Origin of the sequence: Halobacillus sp. SY10 (assembly GCF_045401165.1) — a bacterium.
Classification (GTDB): domain Bacteria; phylum Bacillota; class Bacilli; order Bacillales; family Halobacillaceae; genus Halobacillus; species Halobacillus aidingensis.
Map to the genome: position 1 here is coordinate 1,359,509 of NZ_CP174345.1, position 20,170 is coordinate 1,379,678.

At 46.3% G+C, this 20,170-nt stretch carries 18 protein-coding genes; 13 read left to right on the top strand and 5 right to left on the bottom strand.

The features are described 5' to 3' along the window. Positions 1-18: 18 nt before the first annotated feature. The 3 genes from ACJA3J_RS06960 to ACJA3J_RS06970 form a co-directional block, all read right to left on the bottom strand. Positions 19-1,989, bottom strand: coding sequence for a TRAP transporter permease (locus ACJA3J_RS06960; RefSeq protein WP_406945841.1), 1,971 nt, complete (start codon positions 1,987-1,989; stop codon positions 19-21). A 64-nt stretch (positions 1,990-2,053) separates the two neighbouring features. Then, the gene (locus ACJA3J_RS06965) at positions 2,054-3,067 is read right to left on the bottom strand and encodes a TAXI family TRAP transporter solute-binding subunit (RefSeq protein ID WP_089653996.1); all 1,014 of its coding nucleotides are present in this window, start codon (positions 3,065-3,067) and stop codon (positions 2,054-2,056) included. 243 nt (positions 3,068-3,310) lie between these two features. Continuing rightward, positions 3,311-4,168: a thermonuclease family protein gene (locus tag ACJA3J_RS06970; RefSeq protein WP_406945842.1), complete on the bottom strand. Its 858-nt coding sequence runs from the start codon at positions 4,166-4,168 to the stop codon at positions 3,311-3,313. Positions 4,169-4,463: 295 nt separating this feature from the next. Here ACJA3J_RS06970 and ACJA3J_RS06975 point away from each other — a divergent pair, with 295 nt between their 5' ends. Both ACJA3J_RS06975 and ACJA3J_RS06980 read left to right on the top strand, forming a co-directional pair. Beyond that, a complete protein-coding gene (locus ACJA3J_RS06975) occupies positions 4,464-4,703 on the top strand; it encodes a 4Fe-4S binding protein (RefSeq protein WP_089653998.1) in 240 nt (79 codons plus the stop codon). 312 nt (positions 4,704-5,015) lie between these two features. After that, positions 5,016-5,201, top strand: coding sequence for a hypothetical protein (locus tag ACJA3J_RS06980; protein ID WP_089653999.1), 186 nt, complete (start codon positions 5,016-5,018; stop codon positions 5,199-5,201). Positions 5,202-5,708: 507 nt separating this feature from the next. On the opposite strand, the gene ACJA3J_RS06985 is transcribed toward ACJA3J_RS06980, so the two are convergent. Beyond that, positions 5,709-5,834: a YjcZ family sporulation protein gene (locus tag ACJA3J_RS06985; RefSeq protein WP_089654000.1), complete on the bottom strand. Its 126-nt coding sequence runs from the start codon at positions 5,832-5,834 to the stop codon at positions 5,709-5,711. 506 nt (positions 5,835-6,340) lie between these two features. On the opposite strand from ACJA3J_RS06985, the gene ilvE reads away from it, so the two are divergent. From ilvE to ilvA, 9 genes are all read left to right on the top strand, one after another. Next, positions 6,341-7,243 (top strand): branched-chain-amino-acid transaminase, encoded by a 903-nt coding sequence (gene ilvE, locus ACJA3J_RS06990; RefSeq protein ID WP_089654001.1) that lies wholly within the window; start codon positions 6,341-6,343, stop codon positions 7,241-7,243. 459 nt (positions 7,244-7,702) lie between these two features. Beyond that, a complete protein-coding gene (ilvB, locus tag ACJA3J_RS06995; RefSeq protein ID WP_089654002.1) occupies positions 7,703-9,418 on the top strand; it encodes a biosynthetic-type acetolactate synthase large subunit in 1,716 nt (571 codons plus the stop codon). Beyond that, complete coding sequence (ilvN, locus tag ACJA3J_RS07000) at positions 9,415-9,936, top strand: acetolactate synthase small subunit (protein ID WP_089654003.1); 522 nt, start codon at positions 9,415-9,417, stop codon at positions 9,934-9,936. Before ilvB ends, ilvN begins: the two co-directional genes overlap by 4 nt. 24 nt (positions 9,937-9,960) lie before the next feature. Further along, positions 9,961-10,992, top strand: coding sequence for a ketol-acid reductoisomerase (gene ilvC, locus ACJA3J_RS07005; RefSeq protein WP_089654004.1), 1,032 nt, complete (start codon positions 9,961-9,963; stop codon positions 10,990-10,992). Further along, positions 10,979-12,523, top strand: a complete 1,545-nt coding sequence (locus ACJA3J_RS07010; RefSeq protein ID WP_089654005.1) for a 2-isopropylmalate synthase — start codon at positions 10,979-10,981, stop codon at positions 12,521-12,523. Before ilvC ends, ACJA3J_RS07010 begins: the two co-directional genes overlap by 14 nt. 16 nt (positions 12,524-12,539) lie before the next feature. After that, positions 12,540-13,646, top strand: a complete 1,107-nt coding sequence (leuB, locus tag ACJA3J_RS07015) for a 3-isopropylmalate dehydrogenase (RefSeq protein WP_406945843.1) — start codon at positions 12,540-12,542, stop codon at positions 13,644-13,646. Positions 13,647-13,667: 21 nt separating this feature from the next. Further along, on the top strand, positions 13,668-15,080 hold the full coding sequence (gene leuC, locus ACJA3J_RS07020) for a 3-isopropylmalate dehydratase large subunit (RefSeq protein ID WP_089654007.1): 1,413 nt from the start codon (positions 13,668-13,670) through the stop codon (positions 15,078-15,080). A 4-nt stretch (positions 15,081-15,084) separates the two neighbouring features. Further along, positions 15,085-15,690 (top strand): 3-isopropylmalate dehydratase small subunit, encoded by a 606-nt coding sequence (gene leuD / locus ACJA3J_RS07025; RefSeq protein WP_089654008.1) that lies wholly within the window; start codon positions 15,085-15,087, stop codon positions 15,688-15,690. Positions 15,691-15,734: 44 nt separating this feature from the next. Beyond that, positions 15,735-16,664, top strand: coding sequence for a threonine ammonia-lyase (ilvA, locus tag ACJA3J_RS07030; RefSeq protein ID WP_370551086.1), 930 nt, complete (start codon positions 15,735-15,737; stop codon positions 16,662-16,664). Positions 16,665-17,058: 394 nt separating this feature from the next. Here the strand turns inward: ilvA and ACJA3J_RS07035 are convergent, their stop codons facing one another. Continuing rightward, positions 17,059-17,868 carry an alpha/beta fold hydrolase gene (locus ACJA3J_RS07035; RefSeq protein ID WP_406945844.1) on the bottom strand — a complete coding sequence of 270 codons (810 nt, stop codon included), beginning with the start codon at positions 17,866-17,868 and terminating at the stop codon, positions 17,059-17,061. Positions 17,869-18,011: 143 nt separating this feature from the next. Between ACJA3J_RS07035 and ACJA3J_RS07040 the strand changes: the two genes are divergently transcribed. Both ACJA3J_RS07040 and ACJA3J_RS07045 read left to right on the top strand, forming a co-directional pair. Further along, a complete protein-coding gene (locus ACJA3J_RS07040) occupies positions 18,012-18,452 on the top strand; it encodes an N-acetyltransferase (RefSeq protein WP_115821876.1) in 441 nt (146 codons plus the stop codon). A gap of 341 nt (positions 18,453-18,793) precedes the next feature. Further along, entirely contained in the window at positions 18,794-19,936 is a 1,143-nt protein-coding gene (locus ACJA3J_RS07045; protein WP_406945845.1) for a D-alanyl-D-alanine carboxypeptidase family protein, read from the top strand. Positions 19,937-20,170 lie beyond the last annotated feature (234 nt).

Sequence of the window (20,170 nt, forward strand, 5' to 3'; positions counted from 1 at the left end):
GAAAGGTCTGGCTTTTGATCACACGACAGCTTGTTGTTTCGAAGAATCCTCTTTTTTGTTTTTTACATATTGGAAGACAGAAACTGCTCCGAAAACGCCTAAACCAATGAGAGAAATGACTAGGTTTGGATAAACGAGCATGAGTCCACAAGCGATAAGGGCGATTCGTTCGACCCACGTGACTTTCGTGGCGAAATATCCGATCAGTGCGGAGCTGATGGCTGCCATTCCTAATAAGGCTGTGATGACACTGATGGATAAGTTGAATGCCGTGACGTCTCCCTGCAGCAATAAAAGCGGGTTGGTGACGAACACATACGGAATGATGAATGCGGCAATTGCGAGTTTTACCGCGGTTACACCAGCTTTCATCGGATTGGCTCCGGCGATTCCCGCCCCTGCATATGCAGCGAGACAAACTGGTGGAGTGATATCTGCGACAATTCCGAAATAGAAGACAAACATGTGAACCGCAATGACAGGAACATCAAAAGCTAACAAGGCTGGTGCCGCCATCGTAGCGGTTACGACATAGTTGGCTGTCGTAGGTAGTCCCATCCCTAAAATGATACAAGCAATCATGGTGAAGAACATGACAAGGAAAAACTGCCCTTGGGCAAGGTCGATGATTCCGCCGGCAATTTTAGGTCCGAGGCCTGTAGTCGTTACTGTTCCTGCAATGATTCCAGCAGTGGCACAGGCAGCAATGACGGGAAGGGCAACACGGGCTCCTTCTTCAAGCAATTTGATAATTCCTTTCAAGGACATGCGTGTTTCTTTACGGAAAAAACTGATCACGAAGGCCGTCACGATTGCAAATAAAGCGGCATACGTCGGTGTCCGTCCTGCAAGTAAAAATCCGATTATGATGACGAGCGGAAGGAACAAGTCCAGCCGTTTGACCAGTTTGTTTGTTTTAGGAAGTTCTTCTTTTGAAAGCCCGCGGATGTTTTGTTTTCTTGCTTCAAAGTGTGTCCCTAAAAAGACACCGGAAAAATACAAAAGAGCGGGGATGATCGCGATGACGATAATTTCGTTATAAGGGATGCCCGTATAAGACGCCATGATGAATGCAGCGGCACCCATTATTGGCGGCATGAGCTGCCCGCCGGTCGAGGCAGAAGCTTCCGAGGCTGCAGCGAAGTGAGGTTTGAACCCTGCATTTTTCATCATCGGGATCGTAAATGATCCAGATCCTACGGTATTGGCGACTGAGCTCCCGCTAACCATTCCTTGAAGCCCGCTCGCTGCAACCGCGGCTTTGGCTGTTCCACCCGTATATTTTCCTGTTAGTCGGAGGGCGAGGTCGTTGAAAAACTGACCAATGTTCGTTTTGACGAGAATGACTCCGAAAAATAGGAATAGAAAAATATAGGTCGATGATATTTGAATCGGTATACCGAAAATGGCACTGGAACTGAAAAACATTTTCGTCGCGAGCGTCGGCCAGTCATTGCCCGCGTGTCCAATTATGGGGATGAAGTTTCCGAACATCCCATAGAGAAGGGCGAGAATAGCTATGATGACAATCGGAAGTCCGACGACGCGCCTTGTCGCTTCAAGTAACAAAAGGATGCCGGCGGTTGCGACAAATTGGTCCATATAGGTGAAGCCGAATATAATCGCTTCATTGATGAGACGGTCATAATTTTGAATGATATAAAAGTTCGCATAAAGAGCGACCGCAGCAAAGATCAGGTCATACCACGGGATGCCGCGTTTGCTCGTTAAAGAAGATTTAATCGGATAGAGGAGATAGACTAAGCACAGCGCCGCGCCTAGGTGAATAGCACCCTGGATGAGTGAAACATAAGCTCCACGGTAAGCCGTATAAAGCTGAAAAATCGTAAGTGCGCTGCCAAGGATCAATGTCACCCAGCCCCAGGTCCCGAGGTTTGTGCGGAATGTGCTCTCTTTATCGTATTTTTTCATCATTTCTTGCTTATCGACTTCCTTGTTATCTTTTTTCGTCACGCCTCTTACCTCCATTCTTTTCTTAAATCAGCGCTTTAAAGAACCGGACAAAAACAATGTCCGGTTCCGTATCCTGCCTTTATTCTAAAATGCCTGCTTCTTTGAAGTACTTCTCTGCTCCAGGGTGAAGCGGAAGATCCTGGGCACCTGTCAAGGCACTATCCTGCGTGATCAGCTTCGCTTGAGCGATCGACATATCGCCAGCATTTTCGTAAAGTGTTTTCGTCATTTCATACGCTAAATCTTCACTGACCTGGCTGGTTGAACCAAGAAGCAGCGCCAATGCGGTAATGGTTTCAACAGGCTCTTCCTGCCACTCATACGTACCAGGTTCCACTGTGTAAGCTTCGTACTGACTGTTGGCAACCACTTCATCTAAAGCGTCTCCTTCAATGTTCAGGAATTTAACTTCGCCTGTAGCCGCTTCTAATTCATCCGTTGTGGAGGATGGAACCCCTACAACCGCAAAAGAAGCGTCAATCGTATTGTTTTGAAGTTTACTTTTCGCGTCGCCAAACCCTTCTTCAAACGCTTCATAGTCTCCTTCTTCAATACCATAAGCGGAAAGAACCATCTCAGCAGCTTCACGAGTCGCTCCACCTGGAGGTCCAACAGCTACTTTTTTACCTTTTAGATCTTCAATGGACTCAATACCAGTAGAATCCAGTGTGACTACTTGAAGGGCCTCTGGATAAAGAGAACCGATGACGCCGACATTTCCGACATCTTTTCCTTCGAATTCACCCATTCCTTCAACCGCATTGATCATCGTTGTATTCTGGGCAATCCCCAACTGGAAATCTCCGGATTGGATCTTGGCGATGTTTTCAACAGAAGCTCCAGATTCAACGGAACTAACATCAAAACCTTCAACGTCAATATTGTCTGTGAAAAGGTTCGCCATTTCTCCACCCAGCGGATAGTAGACACCACCGACACTACCTGTTCCCATCGTCAGGTTTGTCATTTCTTCGCCACCATCACTTCCGCCGTCTTCTCCTGCGGAACCGCTTGTCCCACTTTCACCACAAGCACTCAAGAATAGGCTTACAGTGAAGAGGAGAACGAACATCAACCATGAATACTTTTTCATTTGAAGACCCCCTATTATAAAATTGGATTGATTTAAAAGGATCATTTTCATCCATTTAAACCAAAAACATCCTTATATTTACATGATTTTACCTTGTTTATGGTGCAATTACAATAATATTACAAAAATTAAGACGATTATAGCGTGGGGGTAATAGTAAAGAAGAGGACCTCCTGATAGGAGCTCCTCTTCAACCGATCAAAAATGAAAGAAACTTCACTTGGAACGGACATTTCTATTCATTTATAAGCTTTCACAAACGAGACCATCCTGATCGTGCCCATCTAAGCGATGGGGGTCTTGGGCAGGACCTCCAGCTGCTTCATAAAAGGCTTGTGCTGCTTCTTGTGAAGAAAAGTCGCCGCAGTCCCGGTCAGGTCCTTGTGGGTCATAAGGAAGGCTGCCTTCATAAGGGGAAGAGGCTTTTGTTTCCTCAACGCTTGATGATTCGTCTTCGCGAAATCCCTCATCCGTAACGTACCCGTCGATGCTCCAAATCCCTTTTTCTTGTTGTTTGGCACGGGTTTCTGCGTTCTTCATAGATGCTGCATGAACGTAGGGAGGATCATATTCATAAGCATATCGGGCAAGCCCTTTTTCAAGTAATTGCAGATTGAAATTCTCTCCGTCTACCCAAACATAGCCAAGAAGCCGGTCATAATGATCACGTTTCGGCCCGTCATATTCAAACCGTACTTCTTTTCCCGACAACATTTCTTTTGCATAGTCGCTTGCCTCAGGTCCAAAAGGCTGGACGGGTTTGTCGGGGTGAACGGTCTCAGGCGTGTCGACCAGTAACAAACGGACGCGTTCTTCTCTGCCGTTGATTTTAATATCGATGGTGTCTCCGTCCACAACGTTTGTAACGGTGGCATCAACATCTCCTGGCTGTTTTTCTTTGACGGATTCCTTAGATTCCTCCTCTGAAGGTGCTTCATCCTCTTTTTCTACGGAAGCATTCTCTTCAGAATCTTGTGGTTGTTCCGTTTGACTCTCAGGCTCTTCTTCTACAGGCTGTGTTTCGGTACAAGCGGTAAGTGTAGAAATAGATAGAACTAATACAACGATGAGACCACGAAAAGGCCGTATCCATGAGGACATGGACATCCCTCCTTCCTTTTCTAACAAAAAAGCTGGGGCGGGGGTGAAAGATAAAAAAACGCAGGAAATCCAAATCCTCCATTCAGATTTCGTGCGTTTTCATCATATTCCCAGCCATTCAATTGCTACCTTTTATTCTACTAGCCGCTATTTCCTTTGGCAAACATACAAAGGGGTATTCTCTTTATGTCTATATCTGACCGTGGTGATTTAATGAGGATAACAGTACAAAGATTGACAAAACCCCCTGTTTTTCGAGACACTAGATCTATTAAGGAAATAGGGAGAGATACATATGGCATTTGTCATTACACAACCGTGCCAGGGCGAACAAGCCGGGGAATGCGTCGATGTTTGTCCTGTCGATTGTATTGAAAAAGGGGAAGATCAGTATTACATCAACCCTGATATCTGTATAGACTGTGGCGCGTGCGTATCGGTTTGTCCGGTAGATGCGATTGTCGAAGAGTATGAGCTCATGCCTGAAGAAGAGCCGTATTTAGAAAAAGCGGAGAAGTTCTTCGGCAATATATAAATGATCGAAAAAACGTCCATTTGATGGGCGTTTTTTGTTTATCAAACAATATGGCAGAACTCTTGAAGCAATGAGTTGGATCGGTTCGCAGACCCGACCGTCCTCTACAAAGTGTCACGAAACTGAGTCCCGAACATTAAGAAACAAATGTGGAGGTATTCATCAAAAAAATGGCTGATTCTCCAAAGAGTGATGTTTTCTTCGTTTAAAAATCAGACAATTATGATAATTTTTGCGGTTGAAAAGAGGAATAAGGGGTATGAGAGTAGAAAGAACTTATTATAATAATCTTTTGCTCAGGAGTTGATTAGGATGCTTGTGTCAGTTTATCCCCCAGAAGGTTCATATCAGGACAGGTACTATTTGATTGATCAATTAAGGGATTTAGGTTACACAGAGGATGCCTTTGGAAAAAGGACGATTGAGATGACTTTGCCTGAGTTGCAGCAAATTTTCATCAACTTGGAGTATCAAAGAGAATGTGCACTGGAAAATTAAAACGAAGAAATTCCGGATTGAAAAAGTCTTTACAGCTAAAAAGAAGCGAACCGGCTATCTTACATAGGCGACTCGCTTCTTTATGCATTATTATTAGAAATCTTAATGGTCTGAAAATGACTTTTTAGGCAGACCGGTGTGCGGCGATGAAAAACATGATGAAACCGGCCCCAAAAAAGAGTGTGCTCATTATATTGATATAATAGACGTTTGTCTACAAAAAAAAGCCAGAGCGAGCACGCTCTGGAATTGAAAGAGGGAGACATTCTACAGGTAGAGGTTGTAGAGAATATGTCTCGCCGTCTATTATAACCAAACCTATATTGAGAAAACAATTTTTCTCTAGAATTCTTTTAATTGCAAAGATAACGAACAATGAACCAGAAGGTGGTGATGACCTCTGGTTCTTTTTTATGCACACCCGAATAGTGGAAAGTCGTTGACTGACCATCCACGTTTGTGTGAACCACTTATTACGGGTAACGGTGGTTCACACGAAAAGGTTTATTAGTTGTAGAAGGAAGCTCCTACGATAATCAAAAGGATGAACAATACAACGATCAAAACGAAAGTGCTTCCGTATCCACCGCCGTATCCGCCGCCATATCCGCCGCAGCCACCATACCAGCTCATATCTTTCACCACCTTTTTTAATCCTATATGACACAGTATGAGGGGACGGGCTCTGAAGGCAGGGCGAATGTCCACATTTATTTATTAGAGACTTTCGTGAACAAAAAAAGTGGTTTTCTTGAAGAAAAATTACGAATGATCGCCTGCGGTTTATTGAACTTTTTCACACTGAATCGATGCTCATTTGAGATAAAAAAGAAAAAAAGAAAAGAGAAAAAGAAACGGGATGTCAAGCCTCTCAACGGTGTAAGCGCTTAACTCATTCATCGAATCTTTTGAGTGTTCAGAAAATTTACTAAAAACCTGTTGACCTTCCCTCGAAATGGGTTTAAAGTAGTCCTCAATCAACCACATCGATCACTTCAATCGTCTGGTTGGTTCATGCGAAAGACCTGAGATTGGGACCCTGAAAATGTAAGATCACCACTTACCAGAAGGGTCCACATTTTCTTTATCATTCTTTAATCATTTCAAACATTAAACTATAAAAGAAAGGAGTGCTGAAAATGAGCAGCCAATGGATTTATATGAGCGGCGAATACGTGAAGAAAGAAGAAGCTGTCGTTTCCGTTTATGATCATGGTTTCTTATATGGAGATGGGGTGTTCGAAGGGATTCGCGTATACGAAGGCAACATTTTCAAGCTTGATGAACACTTAAACCGTCTTTATGATTCAGCGAAGTCGATCATGCTCGAGATCCCACATAGCAAGGAGGAACTCGAAGAGATTATTGCTGAAACGGTCCGCCGTAACCAGTTGGAAACCGCTTATATCCGCGTCGTCGTTTCTAGAGGCGCCGGCAATCTGGGTCTGGACCCGGCCAGCTGTGCGAATCCTCGCTTGGTTGTCATTGCTGAAGCACTCGCTTTGTTCCCGAAAGAACTATATGAACGCGGGGTCCGGCTTGCATCTGTTTCAAGCAGAAGAAATCGTCCGGACGTGTTACCGCCCCAAGTGAAATCGTTGAATTACTTAAATAACATTCTCGTGAAAATGGAAGCCAATCAAGCAGGCGTTGATGAAGCTCTTATGCTGAATGATCAAGGCTATGTAACCGAGGGTTCTGCCGATAACATCTTTATCGTGAAGAATGGAACGATTTTAACACCGCCGACTTATTTAGGTGCTTTGGAAGGGATAACCCGTAACGCCATCATCGATTTAGCCGAAGAAAAAGGTTACAAAGTCAAGGAACAGCCGTTTACGAGACATGATGTTTACGTCGCAGATGAAGTATTTTTGACAGGTACAGCGGCAGAAGTGATTGCCGTTGTGGAAGTCGATCAGCGAAAAGTTGGAGATGGGAAGCCTGGCGTTGTCACAAACCACTTGCTTTCAGAATTCAGAAAAGTAACGACAACAGACGGATACAAAGTGTACAGCAAAGATCAAGCGCACGTCAGTTAGTAGAGGAAAGCTGAGCAGAGTCTGAGGCAGTTGAAAAATAAATCACACGAACACGATGAAAGGAATAAAGGAATAAGTGCTTGTATTCCCAGAGAGCCGGGGTTGCTGGAAGCCCGGAAATACATCTTATTCTGACATCATCCTTGAGTGTCCACGCCGAACGTTCATCCAGTAGGCGGGACCAGGTGTTTCACCGCACCTGTTATCAAAAGGGGTTCATATTTTGGATCCCATGAGGTGGAGCTTGTTATAGAGCTTCACGAATGAGGGTGGTACCGTGGAAGTAAAGAGAGACCTTTTCACCCCTCACATTCTTACGACACTGTTGTTGTGTTGCAGGAATTTGAGGAGGAAGAAGGTCTCTTTTTTGTTCGAAAGGCGAAAGGTTTGAAGCGGAAAAACATCACTGAAAACATCCGCTTTTCATAAAAGATATGTTCAACACAGGAGGGATGAAAAATGAAGGCACAGGCAAGTGCGGAACAAGAGACCGCGACAAAGACAGGAGCCGATTTGCTCGTAGAAGCTTTAATCGGTCAAGGTGTCGAAACGTTATTCGGATATCCAGGTGGCGCGGTTTTACCAATTTATGATGCGATTTACCGGGCGGAAGGCAGCTTTGATCATATTCTTCCAAGACATGAACAAGGTGCGATCCACGCAGCGGAAGGATATGCAAGGGTTTCAGGAAAAGCCGGAGTCGTAATCGGGACATCAGGACCAGGAGCAACAAACTTAGTTACTGGTATTGCGGATGCGATGATGGACTCCATTCCACTCGTTATTTTTACCGGTCAGGTAGCGAAAGGCGTCATCGGAACGGATGCGTTCCAAGAATCAGACATCATGGGGATCACGACGCCGATTACTAAACACAATTATCAAGTCCAGGAAATTGAGGACCTGCCGAGAATTGTGAATGAAGCTTTTCATATTGCGACGACAGGAAGACCAGGGCCGGTCGTTGTGGATATTCCGAAAGACATCAGTTCAACGGTTTATGCAAAGGAAGTGAAGAGTGATTTTCATTTGCCGGGCTATCAGCCGACCGTCAAGCCGAATCCACTTCAGGTCAGCAAACTGCACGACGCTCTTGTGGAAGCGAAAAAACCGGTGGTACTTGCAGGATCCGGTGTCATTCATGCAGGTGCTTCGGAGGAGTTAAAAACGTTCGTCCAAAACTATCAACTGCCGGTTACGACTACGCTTCTCGGGCTTGGCAGTTACCCGGGCACCTGTGATTTGTCCCTCGGAATGGCTGGGATGCATGGGACGTATTCGGCAAACACCGCCCTTTATGAATGCGATCTGCTGATTAATATCGGTTCCCGCTTTGATGACAGACTGACGGGTAATCTTAAGCACTTCGCACCGAACGCGATGGTCGCCCATATTGATATCGACCCTGCTGAGATTGGAAAAAACATTCCGACGCACATTCCTATCGTATCGGATGCCAAAGCAGCGCTGGAAGCTTTGAATGCCAAGACTGTGAAAGGGCTGCACCACAAGGGATGGATGGATGCGATCAGCCAAAACAAAATCGATTATCCACTCTGGCATGATCAGCCGGATGAACTCATCGTCCCTCAATGGCTCATGCAAAAAGTCTATGAATACACAAGTGGAGAAGCGGTCGTTACGACAGACGTCGGGCAGCATCAAATGTGGGCGGCACAATACTATCAATTTGACCGGCCAAACCGCTGGGTCACTTCTGGCGGTCTTGGAACGATGGGCTACGGGTTCCCGGCAGCAATCGGAGCACAGCTGGCCGACATGGATTCCACCTGCGTCGCTGTTGTGGGTGACGGTGGTTTTCAAATGACACTTCAGGAACTGTCTGTTCTACAAGAACGGAGATTACCTGTCAAAGTGTTAATCGTCAATAACCAGGCATTAGGGATGGTAAGACAGTGGCAGGAAAAGTTTTATAGTGAAAGATACTCAGAATCAATCATCGATGTGCAGCCGGACTTTGTGAAACTAGCGGAAAGCTACCAAGTTCCCGGCTATAAGATTGAAACCCAGGAAGAACTTTTGGAAGTATTGCCGAAAGTACTGGGGGATGATCAGCCGGCGGTCATCGATTGCCGCGTCCTTCAAAAAGAGAATGTCTATCCGATGATTGCACCAGGAAAAGGATTACACGAAATGATTGGGGTGAAACGATGAAGCGAATCGTCACAGCTACCGTTCATAATCGAAGCGGGGTGCTGAACCGAGTGACTGGATTACTTGCCAAAAGGCAATTCAACATTGAAAGTATTTCCGTCGGGCGGACAGAGACGGAAGGCGTCTCAAAGATGACGTTCGTCGTGGAAGTCGAAGATGACCGTAAGCTCGAGCAGCTCACCAAACAACTGAACAAACAAATTGATGTTTTGAAAGTGTCAGACATCACAGACAAAGCAATTGTCGCCCGGGAGCTAGCGATGGTGAAAGTGATAAGCAACCCACAGATCCGCAGCGAAATCCAGGGCATCATCGAACCGTTCCGTGCATCAATTATTGATGTCAGTAAAGAAAGCGTCACGGTTCAGGTGACAGGTAAGTCAGATAAAGTCGATGCGCTCATCGATCTATTAAGGCCTTATGGCATAAAAGAACTTGCCAGAACAGGCTTAACCGCATTCACCCGCGGTCATCAGCCGCAAGTAGCAGAATTCAAATCTTACTCTCTATTAAAATAATTTCCCGAAAGGATGGATGTAAAAATGGCACACGTATACTATCACAACGATATTAAAGACGAGGTACTAAAAAATAAGAAGGTCGCTGTTGTAGGTTATGGATCCCAAGGTCATGCACACGCTCAAAACTTGAAGGAAAGCGGCCATAACGTCGTTGTTGGTCTTCGTAAAGGAAAGTCCTGGGATAAAGCGGAACAAGACGGGTTGGAAGTGAAAAATGTTGCAGATGCTGTAGCAGAATCCGATGTTGTCATGGTTCTTCTTCCGGATGAGTATCAGCCGAAAGTGTATGAAGAATCCATCAAACCGAACTTGAAGTCCGGCGCAGCTCTTGCTTTCGCTCATGGATTCAATGTTCACTTCAACCAGGTTGTTCCTCCATCAGACGTGGATGTATTCCTTGTCGCACCAAAAGGACCGGGACACCTTGTCCGCCGTACGTTTGAAGAAGGCGCTGGTGTACCTGCACTGATCGGTGTTGAACAGGACGTCACTGGGGAAGCGAAAGAGATCGCTCTTGCTTATGCGAAAGGAATCGGCGGCGGCCGTGCAGGGGTTCTTGAAACATCCTTCCAAGAAGAAACAGAAACCGATCTATTCGGTGAGCAGGCCGTCCTTTGCGGTGGACTTTCAAGCCTTGTAAAAGCCGGTTTCGAAACGTTGACAGAAGCTGGCTATCAGCCGGAAGTGGCGTACTTTGAATGTATGCACGAGCTCAAATTGATCGTTGACTTGATGTACGAAGGCGGACTTGAAGGCATGCGTTACTCCATCTCTGATACAGCCCAGTGGGGTGACTTCGTATCAGGCCCACGCGTCGTTGATGAGAGTACGAAAGCTCGCATGAAAGATGTACTGACAGACATCCAAACAGGGAAGTTTGCCAAAGGATGGATCCTTGAGAACCAGGTGAACCGTCCAGAGTTCAACGCCATTAATTCCCGTGAAAACAATCATCAAATCGAGAAGGTGGGTAGAGAGCTCCGTGAACTGATGCCGTTCGTCAAGAAGTCCCAATCCAAAGAAAAGGATGTGGTCACACATGGCTCACGTTAACGTTTTCGACACAACCTTGAGAGACGGAGAACAATCCGCTGGTGTCAATTTGGATCGTTTGGAAAAAGTGGAAATTGCCAAACAGCTGGAACGTTTAGGTGTAGATATTATGGAGGCGGGTTTTCCCGCTTCCTCTCAAGCCGATTTTGAAGCGGTCAAAGAGATCGCTGATACCGTCCGCGGTTGTTCGGTCACAGGCTTAGCGCGAGCTAACAAACGTGACATAGACATTGCGTGGGAAGCATTGAAAGGCGGAGCGGAGCCGAGGCTGCACGTATTCATCGCTACCTCTCCGATTCATATGACACACAAGCTGAAAAAGACACCAGATGAGGTGGTAGAAAAAGCTGTGGAAATGGTCGCCTATGCGAAGGAGAAATTTCCATACGTCCAGTTTTCCGCGGAAGATGCGCTCAGGTCCGATCAAGACTTTCTCGTACACATTATCGAAAAAGTGATTGACGCTGGAGCGAGTGTCATCAACCTTCCGGATACCGTAGGATTCACAACTCCTGACGAAATCGGCCGGCTTTTCCGTTATGTAAGAGAGAACGTTCCGAACATCGACAAGGCGATCTTGTCTACGCACAATCATGATGATTTGGGAATGGCTGTAAGCAACTCCCTCGCTGCGATTGAAAACGGAGCAAGGCAAATTGAAGGGACGATCAATGGCATTGGCGAGCGTGCCGGAAACGCAGCGCTTGAGGAAATCGCTGTCGCATTGAAGATCCGCCAAGATCGTTTTGATTTTGAAACAGGCCTTGTTTTGAAAGAAATCAAGCGGACCAGTGATCTCGTCAGCCGCCTGACAGGGATGCAGGTGCCAGGCAACAAAGCCGTTGTAGGACGCAACGCTTTTGCCCATGAATCCGGGATCCACCAGGACGGCATGCTGAAGGAGTCGACAACCTATGAAATTATCACCCCAGCGATGGTTGGCATCGATTCCAATCGAATGGTGTTAGGGAAACATTCCGGACGGCATGCGTTCAAACAAAAAGCGGAAGAACTTGGGTTCGAACTCAGCGAAAACAAGCTGAAGGAAGCTTTTGAATCATTTAAGACATTGACAGGCAAGAAGAAAGAAGTGACGGATGATGATCTATTCGCCATTTTGACAGACACTCAGACGGAAGACGAAGATCAGCCTAAATACGAGTTGAAAGCCTTCCAGGTTCAATATGGCAGCATCAACCGTCCGACAGCGACCGTCCTTCTGACACGTCCGGATGGAGAAGAAGTGGAGAAGGCCAATACTGGAGAAGGAAGCGTCGAAGCCATCTACAACACGCTCGATGATCTGATTGATGCCGATGTTCATCTGCAAGACTATCAATTGAGTTCCATCGGTAAAGGACGCGACGCTTTAGCAGAAGTCCACGTCCAATTGACGGTAGATGGAATCAAAGCATCTGGTCGAGGATCGGCACAGGATGTATTGGAAGCCTCTGCCCACGCCTTTTTGAACGCCGTAAACCGCACATTATATAGAAGCAAATTCGAGAATTATCAAAGAGTGCAAGTATAACTAAAGGGGGATGCACATGGAAAAACATATCGTACTTTTGCCAGGAGACGGGATCGGTCCAGAAGTGACAAAAGCAGCAAAAAACGTACTGCAGTCGGTCGCAGATCGATTTCAACATACCTTCACTTTCGAGAGTCATGACATCGGGGGAGTGGCGATCGACAATCACGAAACGCCTCTCCCGGAGGATACGGTCGAAGCAGCGAGAAAAGCAGATGCCATTTTTCTTGGAGCGGTCGGTGGACCGAAATGGGATCAGCTTCCCGGTCATATGAGGCCGGAAAAAGGGCTGCTTGGGATCCGCAAACAACTCGGCTTGTTTGCGAATCTTCGTCCTGTCAAAGCGTTTCAACAGTTGCTCCATGCATCACCTTTGAAACACGAGGTCGTCGCGGCAAGCGATCTATTGATCGTCCGTGAGTTGACTGGCGGGTTGTACTTTGGAGAACCGAGAGAACGACGCAACAACGGGAAAGCTGTCGTCGATACGCTGGCATACGAACGTCGTGAGATTGAAAGAATCGTAGAGCAGGCTTTCCAAAGTGCGCAAGTGAGGAGAAAGCACCTTACTTCTGTTGATAAAGCCAATGTTCTCGAGTCGAGCCGCATGTGGCGTGAAGTCGTGGAAGAGAAAAAAGCGCAGTATCCAGATGTAAAGGTTGAACATATGCTTGTGGATGCTGCTGCGATGAAGCTTGTGACGAATCCGGCTTACTTTGATGTCATCGTGACAGAAAATATGTTCGGGGACATCCTGAGTGATGAAGCTTCTGTATTGACAGGATCGCTCGGGATGCTGCCATCCGCCAGTTTGAACGAAACAGGCGTTGGACTTTATGAGCCGGTTCACGGTTCTGCCCCTGATATCGCTGGAGAGAATAAAGCGAATCCACTGGCTAGTATTCTTTCTGTGGCGATGATGCTGAAGCATTCGTTCGGTATGGAAGAGGAAGCAGAGCAAGTCGAAGCGGCTGTACAGGAAGTGTTGGATGAAGGCTACCACACGGCAGACATCGACCTTATCGGCGGTACAGTCGTCAGTGGAAGTGAAATGGCAAGAAGAGTGGTCGATCAGATCAGCACAAGTGATACCACAGAAAATATCATGCGTTGTTACGTATAAACACGAAGGGAGCGGAACGGAATGAGTCATCCAAAAACCATTGTAGAAAAAATTTGGGATCAGCATGTCGTCCATGAAGAAGAAGGGAAGCCGAACCTCCTCTACATCGACCTGCATCTGATTCATGAGGTGACCTCTCCCCAGGCGTTTGAAGGATTGCGAATGGCCGGAAGGAAAGTGAGAAGACCGGATCGTACGTATGCGACGATGGACCATAACGTCCCGACGATCCATCGTAACGTCATTAAAGATGAAGTTTCCAAAAAGCAGATGGAAACTTTGAAGGCAAACTGTGAAGAGTTCGGCGTCCGCCTCGCGGACATCAACCACCCGGATCAAGGGATCGTTCACGTCATCGGACCGGAACTTGGTCTGACACAGCCGGGTAAAACGATCGTTTGCGGGGATAGCCATACCTCTACACACGGCGCTTTTGGAGCATTGGCATTTGGAATCGGAACGAGTGAAGTGGAGCACGTGCTTGCCACCCAATCCTTATGGCAGGCACCTCCGAAAACTCTTCAAGTCAACGTCGATGGGGTGCTTGGAACAGGCGTCACAGCGAAGGACTTAATCCTCGCGATCATTGGTAAATACGGGGTCCGCTTCGGTACAGGTCATGTGATCGAGTACACCGGGGAAGCTGTCCGTAATCTTTCGATGGAGGAACGGATGACGGTATGCAACATGTCCATTGAAGCAGGAGCAAGAGCCGGGTTGATCAGTCCTGATGCAACGACGATCGACTACATGCGGGGCAAGCGCTATGTACCGGAAGGAGAAGCTTTTGATGAAGCGGCTGAACAGTGGCTCGCTTTAGCTTCCGACGAAGGAGCAGAATATGACCAGACGCTTACGATTCATGCGGATGAAATTGAACCGCAGGTCACATGGGGAACGAACCCTTCTCAATGTGTTCCTGTCGGCGGTCGTGTACCCGATCCAGAATCGGTGGAAGATGATCGTGACGGTATTGAACGAGCGATTGAGTATATGGGTCTTGAGGCGAACCAGAGTATTGAATCGATCCCTGTCGAGCATGTGTTTATCGGTTCCTGCACAAACTCCAGGCTGAGCGATTTGCGTAAAGCGGCAGAAATCGTTCGTGGCGGCCGTGTTCATGAAGGAGTAAGAGCTCTTGTCGTCCCTGGTTCTAAATCTGTGAAAGATGCAGCAGAAGCGGAAGGGCTGGATACGATATTCTTGACCGCAGGATTTGAATGGCGCGATGCCGGCTGCAGCATGTGTCTTGCGATGAACGATGACATCGTCCCACCTGGGGAACGCTGTGCTTCCACTTCCAACCGGAACTTCGAGGGGCGTCAGGGAAATGGTGCCCGTACCCATCTCGTCAGTCCGGAAATGGCAGCAGCGGCTGCATTGGAAGGTCATTTTGTCGATGTCAGAAAATACGCCAGTACAGTAGGAGGGTGAAGAGATGGAACCGATCAAACAACACAGTGGTCTGGTCTACCCATTGGATCGATCGAATGTCGATACCGACCAGATCATTCCGAAGCAATTTTTGAAAAGGATTGAACGACAGGGGTTCGGCCAGTTTCTCTTCTACAACTGGCGATTCAACGAGGATGGAACACTACGGGAAGATTTCTCTTTGAATGACCCGAAGTATGATGGTGCTTCTGTTCTTGTCGGCGGTGAAAACTTCGGGTGCGGTTCCTCCAGGGAACACGCACCATGGGCGATTCAGGACTATGGCTTTAAAGTGGTTATTGCCCCGAGTTTCGCCGACATTTTTTACAACAACTGCTTCAAAAACGGAATCCTTCCGATTCAGTTACCGAAGCCGGTTGTGGATCAGCTGATGGAAAAGGCTACGAAAGAAAAGTATGAAGTGAAGGTCGATTTGGAAAAGCAGATCATTGATGACGGGGACTTAGAAGTGTCCTTCGACATCCAGTCCTACCATAAAGAAATGCTTTTGAATGGCTGGGACGAAATTGCCGTCACTTTGACGTATGAAGACAAAATCGACCAGTACGAAAAACAAAACAAAGGAGTGAAGACGTTGGGGATTTCTTAACGCTAGCTAAAGTCATGGATGCACAGGAACAGTTGCAGGAGGTGGTGCACCGCACCCCGCTGCAAACATCAACAACCTTCAATGAAAAAACCGGACAGCACGTCTATTTGAAGATGGAGAATCAGCAGAAAACAGGTGCTTTCAAAGTGCGGGGAGCCTCCTATAAGGTGGCATGCCTGACGGAAGTAGAAGCGTCCCGCGGTGTAATCGCAGCATCTGCCGGGAACCATGCCCAGGGCGTCGCTCTTGCTGCAGCGAAGCGTGGCATTCAGGCACAAATTTTCATGCCGGAAGGAACACCGAGAGCGAAAGTGGAAGCGACACAAGGGTACGGAGCGAAAGTCGTTCTTACCGGCGAGTCCTTCCAGGAAGCTTACCAGGCCGCTTTGCTTGAACAGGAAAGAACAGGTGCTACTTTTCTTCATCCGTTTGACGACTATGATGTGATGGCGGGACAAGCGACAGTCGCCGTTGAAATGCTGCAGCAACAGCCGGATTTGAACCGTCTGTTCGTACCGATCGGCGGTGGCGGGCTGATCGCTGGTATTGCGTTCGCAGCCAAACAGCTGAAGCCGGACATTAAAGTCATCGGTGTCCAATCAGCGAAAGCCCCTTCCATGTACAATGCTTTGTACAAAAAAGGACCTGAAAAACTGACATCTGTCTCGACGATTGCTGACGGAATCGCCGTGAAGGAAAGAGGAAGACTCACCTACACGTGTATCCAAAAATACGTGGATCAAGTGATTACGGTGGAAGAACATGAAATCGCAAAAGCCATGCTGATGCTGCTTGAACGTGAAAAAACACTGGTTGAAGGAGCGGGAGCCACTGCGCTTGCCGGTCTCCTCAGCACGTGTGACACGTTTGAACAGCAGCAATGCGGTGTTGTCTTGAGTGGAGGAAACATGGATCTATCCCGATTGCCGCTGATCCAGAAGCTAGCCAATCCGAAGAAAGTGGTCATCGCTTAAGGTGACAGCCAGGAAGAGTGTTTGAGCTCTTCCTGGCTTTTTTTGTTGGGTGTGATAGTTATAGAGGAATATAGCTGTATCATTTTAAGGGTGTAAAAGTTAGCATTAGAATTTAAGTTGTACCTGCCTTATGAGGAATTATCAGTCGGTTTGGGACTTTTATCGGTAGCTTTTGAATATTTAACGGTGACTTTGATGCATTTATCAGTGGCTTTTAATCATTAATCAGCGGGTTCGATGCTTTTATAGGTGTGCCCTCAATATTCTTCTGGGAAAATTTCAGCACCTTTGGGGTATTTATTAGCGACTTTGGAACTATTATTACCATCTTTGGATATTCATTCAGGGAAAAAGAAAAGGAGAGCCGGCACATGTAGCCGGTTCTCCTTTTCTATTATTTCAATAAATCAAGCAGCGTTTGGTTAAATTTTTCTTTTTCATCATAAACCATTCCGTGGCCGCTGTTTTCAAAAGGAACGAGTGTGCTGTTCGGAATTTTTTCATTCAAAATCTCGGAAAATGCGTAATCACAGATTTCATCGTGTTTTCCATGAAGGAGGAGGGTAGGTACTTCAATCTGACTGACTTCCTCCCGTAAATCTTCATCTCTTAGTGACTCTGCGCAAGCAATGGTGGCGTGAGACGATGCTTTAAGGCCGAGGCTGTGGAACCATTCTCCGAAAGGTTCCGAGATATCAGAATGGTAGAATCCTTCGCCGAAATCTTTCAATGCAGCTGGGCGGTCGCTTTGGAGCGCTTCGATCAGACCATCGACTTCTTCTTTCTTCATGCCGTGGTTGTAGCCTTCTCTTTGAGTGAAACTTGGAGCGGCCGGTCCCGCCAGAATCAACTGCGCCAATTCTTTGTTTGCAAATTTCGTAGCATAGCGGATCGCAATCGGCCCGCCCATGGAAAAACCGGTTAAATAGAAGTTTTCCAGTTGAAGGTATTCCACAACGGTTTTCACATCATGAGCAAGTGTATCGTAATCATAGCCGAAAGCCGGTTTGTCTGATTTTCCGAATCCCCGCAGGTCGATGCCGATGAAGCGGTAGCCTTTTCGGGGTAATGTGTTCATTTGATATTCGAACATTTGATGGTTCAGGGGCCAGCCATGAAGGAATACGATCGGCTGTCCTTCTCCGATATCTTGCACGAATAAGTCAATATGGCGGTCATGATCCACTTCGATATAGAGTGACATTTGAATAAAAACCCCTTTTTTTATGTTATGAAGAATATTCCCGGTCTCCGCCATTTAAAACTGATCAATATTAGAAAGCTTCATCCCACTATTCTGTTTATCTTCCTTATCCCTCTATATAATAGAAAGCGGAGGTGCTGGAAATGAATCTATTATTCAAGCCGGTAACAAAAGAAAATTGGGAAACATGTGTCAGCCTGAAGGTCGATGAAAGCCAAAAAGGCTTTGTTGCTGAGAATTGGTATTCGATCATTGAAGCTTCTTTTGAAAAGGAGTTTTTTCCTACTTGTATTTATGATGGCGACATGATGATTGGTTTTCTTATGTACGACCGTGATCCTGAAACAAAACGTTTGGAAGTAAGTCGTTTTATGATCGATCAAAATCATCAAGGAAAAGGGTACGGAAAAGCATCGATGACCGCTTTGCTTGCTCTTATTAAGGAAACGTATGGTCCTGTAGACTTCTACACAAGTGCAGAACCCGAGAATGAAGGTGCCATCGGGCTTTATGAATCTCTTGGTTTTGAAAGAACAGGAGAAGTCATGTGGGGCGAAGTTGTCTTGAAAGTGACAATCACATAGGATAAAAACACAAGAAAAAAGAGGGTCTCTTAATGTAGAGGCCCTCCTTTTACTGTAAAAGCTGCCTACTCCTAAGGAGCTGTTTAGGAACTTTTTTATGGTGGTTATGGTGGTTCGGAAAGCAACCCTTTTCCCGTAGGACCTTGACTTCTTCCATATTATTAAAGAAACAGCAGTTGGAAAATTTTCAGAAAATATCCAAGTAGTTTACAAGGGTATTACAATTTATTTAAGAATTCGTGGGTTTTCTTCAAATTGCGACAATTATGTATATACTGATACATGGTTAAAAAGAGCGAATGTATAAGATCAATAACTGTGTACAGGGAGTCGTCATCTAAATGAAGAAACTTATGATAATCATTATAGTCCTATATACCACGTTTTATATAAACCCAAACATAGTGATGTCCATTTCCAAACCGGATTCTCCGTTGATCAATAGTGAAGCGGCCATCGTTCTTGAGGCGAATACAGGAAAAGTTTTATATGAGAAGAATGCTGAGACGAGCATGTACCCGGCCAGTTTGACGAAGATTGCAACAGCGATCTATGCCATAGAAAACGGAGACCTTAATGAGACTGTAACGGTTAGTGAAAGGGCTTATGAAACAGGAGGTTCCAGTGTTTTTCTTGAAGAGGGAGACCAGGCAACCTTAAAAGAGCTCGTCCAAGGGCTGCTCTTAAACTCCGGGAATGATGCTGGTGTTGCGATTGCCGAGCATTTAAGTGGGAGTGTCGAGCAGTTCTCTAAAGACTTGAATGCTTACCTTGAAGAAAAAGCCGGTGTGGAGCAGACGGATTTCAAGAATCCTCATGGTTTGTTCGACTCGGAGCATCGGACGACAGCGAAAGACTTGGCTGAAATTACGAAGTATGCACAAGAAAATGAGACGTTCAAAGAGATTTATGGGTTAGAGACCCTGGATTGGGATGGGGAGAAGTGGGATGCTACGCTATACACTCATCACCGTTTAATGAGAGAAGACCCGTATGAAGGTGTGACTGGTGGGAAGACAGGATATGTCCCTCAGTCTGGTTTCACGTTGGCAACGAGTGCGAGCCGGGAGAATATGGATTTGATTGTAATTACAATGAAAAGCCGCACGAAAGATTTGTCTTATGAAGATACGAAGAAACTGCTGGACTATGGATTTGAATTTTATGAAACATCGGTATTAAAACCCAACGAAGAATTTCCAGGTGTAAAAGAAGACTATCAACTCCCTGAGGAGATTTCCTACACTCACCTAAAAGGAGATCCTGTTAACGCGGAAATGGACGGGGCAGGGACGCTTTCTGTAACCAATTCAGATGGAAAAGAGATATTTTCAGCACAGATGGAAAAGGTGGAGAAAGAAGCGAAACCTCCTGTGGAAAAGACAGAGGTCGAAAAGTCGGACTGGCAGGATTATTGGACACTATTCATTTTCCCGCGGCACTTTTGGGTCACAGAAATATACGAAGAACTTAAAGGATCATGATAAACCTCCCCATTAGGGAGGTTTATTTTTTGTGTGTGCCCGGCATGGGCATAAACTCTAGGGTTCAAGTCCCGAACGGCGAAGGTCGTTGTAGCCGTTAGCTAAAGGCAAGGGTGTCCAGGGCGACCTGGAACCTGAAGGAAGCCGGAGGCAAACTTCTGCCCCGAGGAACACAAATCTCATACAAGGCTGTCTATCTGGGATGAGTCTGCATAACAAGATAAAGTCCCAACG

Bases quoted from the DNA above. Each gene is read 5' to 3' on its own strand.
- ACJA3J_RS06960 (WP_406945841.1), bottom strand. From the start codon at position 1,989: ATGGAGGTAAGAGGCGTGACGAAAAAAGATAACAAGGAAGTCGATAAG.
- ACJA3J_RS06965 (WP_089653996.1), bottom strand. From the start codon at position 3,067: ATGAAAAAGTATTCATGGTTGATGTTCGTTCTCCTCTTCACTGTAAGC.
- ACJA3J_RS06970 (WP_406945842.1), bottom strand. From the start codon at position 4,168: ATGTCCTCATGGATACGGCCTTTTCGTGGTCTCATCGTTGTATTAGTT.
- ACJA3J_RS06975 (WP_089653998.1), top strand. From the start codon at position 4,464: ATGGCATTTGTCATTACACAACCGTGCCAGGGCGAACAAGCCGGGGAA.
- ACJA3J_RS06980 (WP_089653999.1), top strand. From the start codon at position 5,016: ATGCTTGTGTCAGTTTATCCCCCAGAAGGTTCATATCAGGACAGGTAC.
- ACJA3J_RS06985 (WP_089654000.1), bottom strand. From the start codon at position 5,834: ATGAGCTGGTATGGTGGCTGCGGCGGATATGGCGGCGGATACGGCGGT.
- ilvE (WP_089654001.1), top strand. From the start codon at position 6,341: ATGAGCAGCCAATGGATTTATATGAGCGGCGAATACGTGAAGAAAGAA.
- ilvB (WP_089654002.1), top strand. From the start codon at position 7,703: ATGAAGGCACAGGCAAGTGCGGAACAAGAGACCGCGACAAAGACAGGA.
- ilvN (WP_089654003.1), top strand. From the start codon at position 9,415: ATGAAGCGAATCGTCACAGCTACCGTTCATAATCGAAGCGGGGTGCTG.
- ilvC (WP_089654004.1), top strand. From the start codon at position 9,961: ATGGCACACGTATACTATCACAACGATATTAAAGACGAGGTACTAAAA.
- ACJA3J_RS07010 (WP_089654005.1), top strand. From the start codon at position 10,979: ATGGCTCACGTTAACGTTTTCGACACAACCTTGAGAGACGGAGAACAA.
- leuB (WP_406945843.1), top strand. From the start codon at position 12,540: ATGGAAAAACATATCGTACTTTTGCCAGGAGACGGGATCGGTCCAGAA.
- leuC (WP_089654007.1), top strand. From the start codon at position 13,668: ATGAGTCATCCAAAAACCATTGTAGAAAAAATTTGGGATCAGCATGTC.
- leuD (WP_089654008.1), top strand. From the start codon at position 15,085: ATGGAACCGATCAAACAACACAGTGGTCTGGTCTACCCATTGGATCGA.
- ACJA3J_RS07035 (WP_406945844.1), bottom strand. From the start codon at position 17,868: ATGTCACTCTATATCGAAGTGGATCATGACCGCCATATTGACTTATTC.
- ACJA3J_RS07040 (WP_115821876.1), top strand. From the start codon at position 18,012: ATGAATCTATTATTCAAGCCGGTAACAAAAGAAAATTGGGAAACATGT.
- ACJA3J_RS07045 (WP_406945845.1), top strand. From the start codon at position 18,794: ATGAAGAAACTTATGATAATCATTATAGTCCTATATACCACGTTTTAT.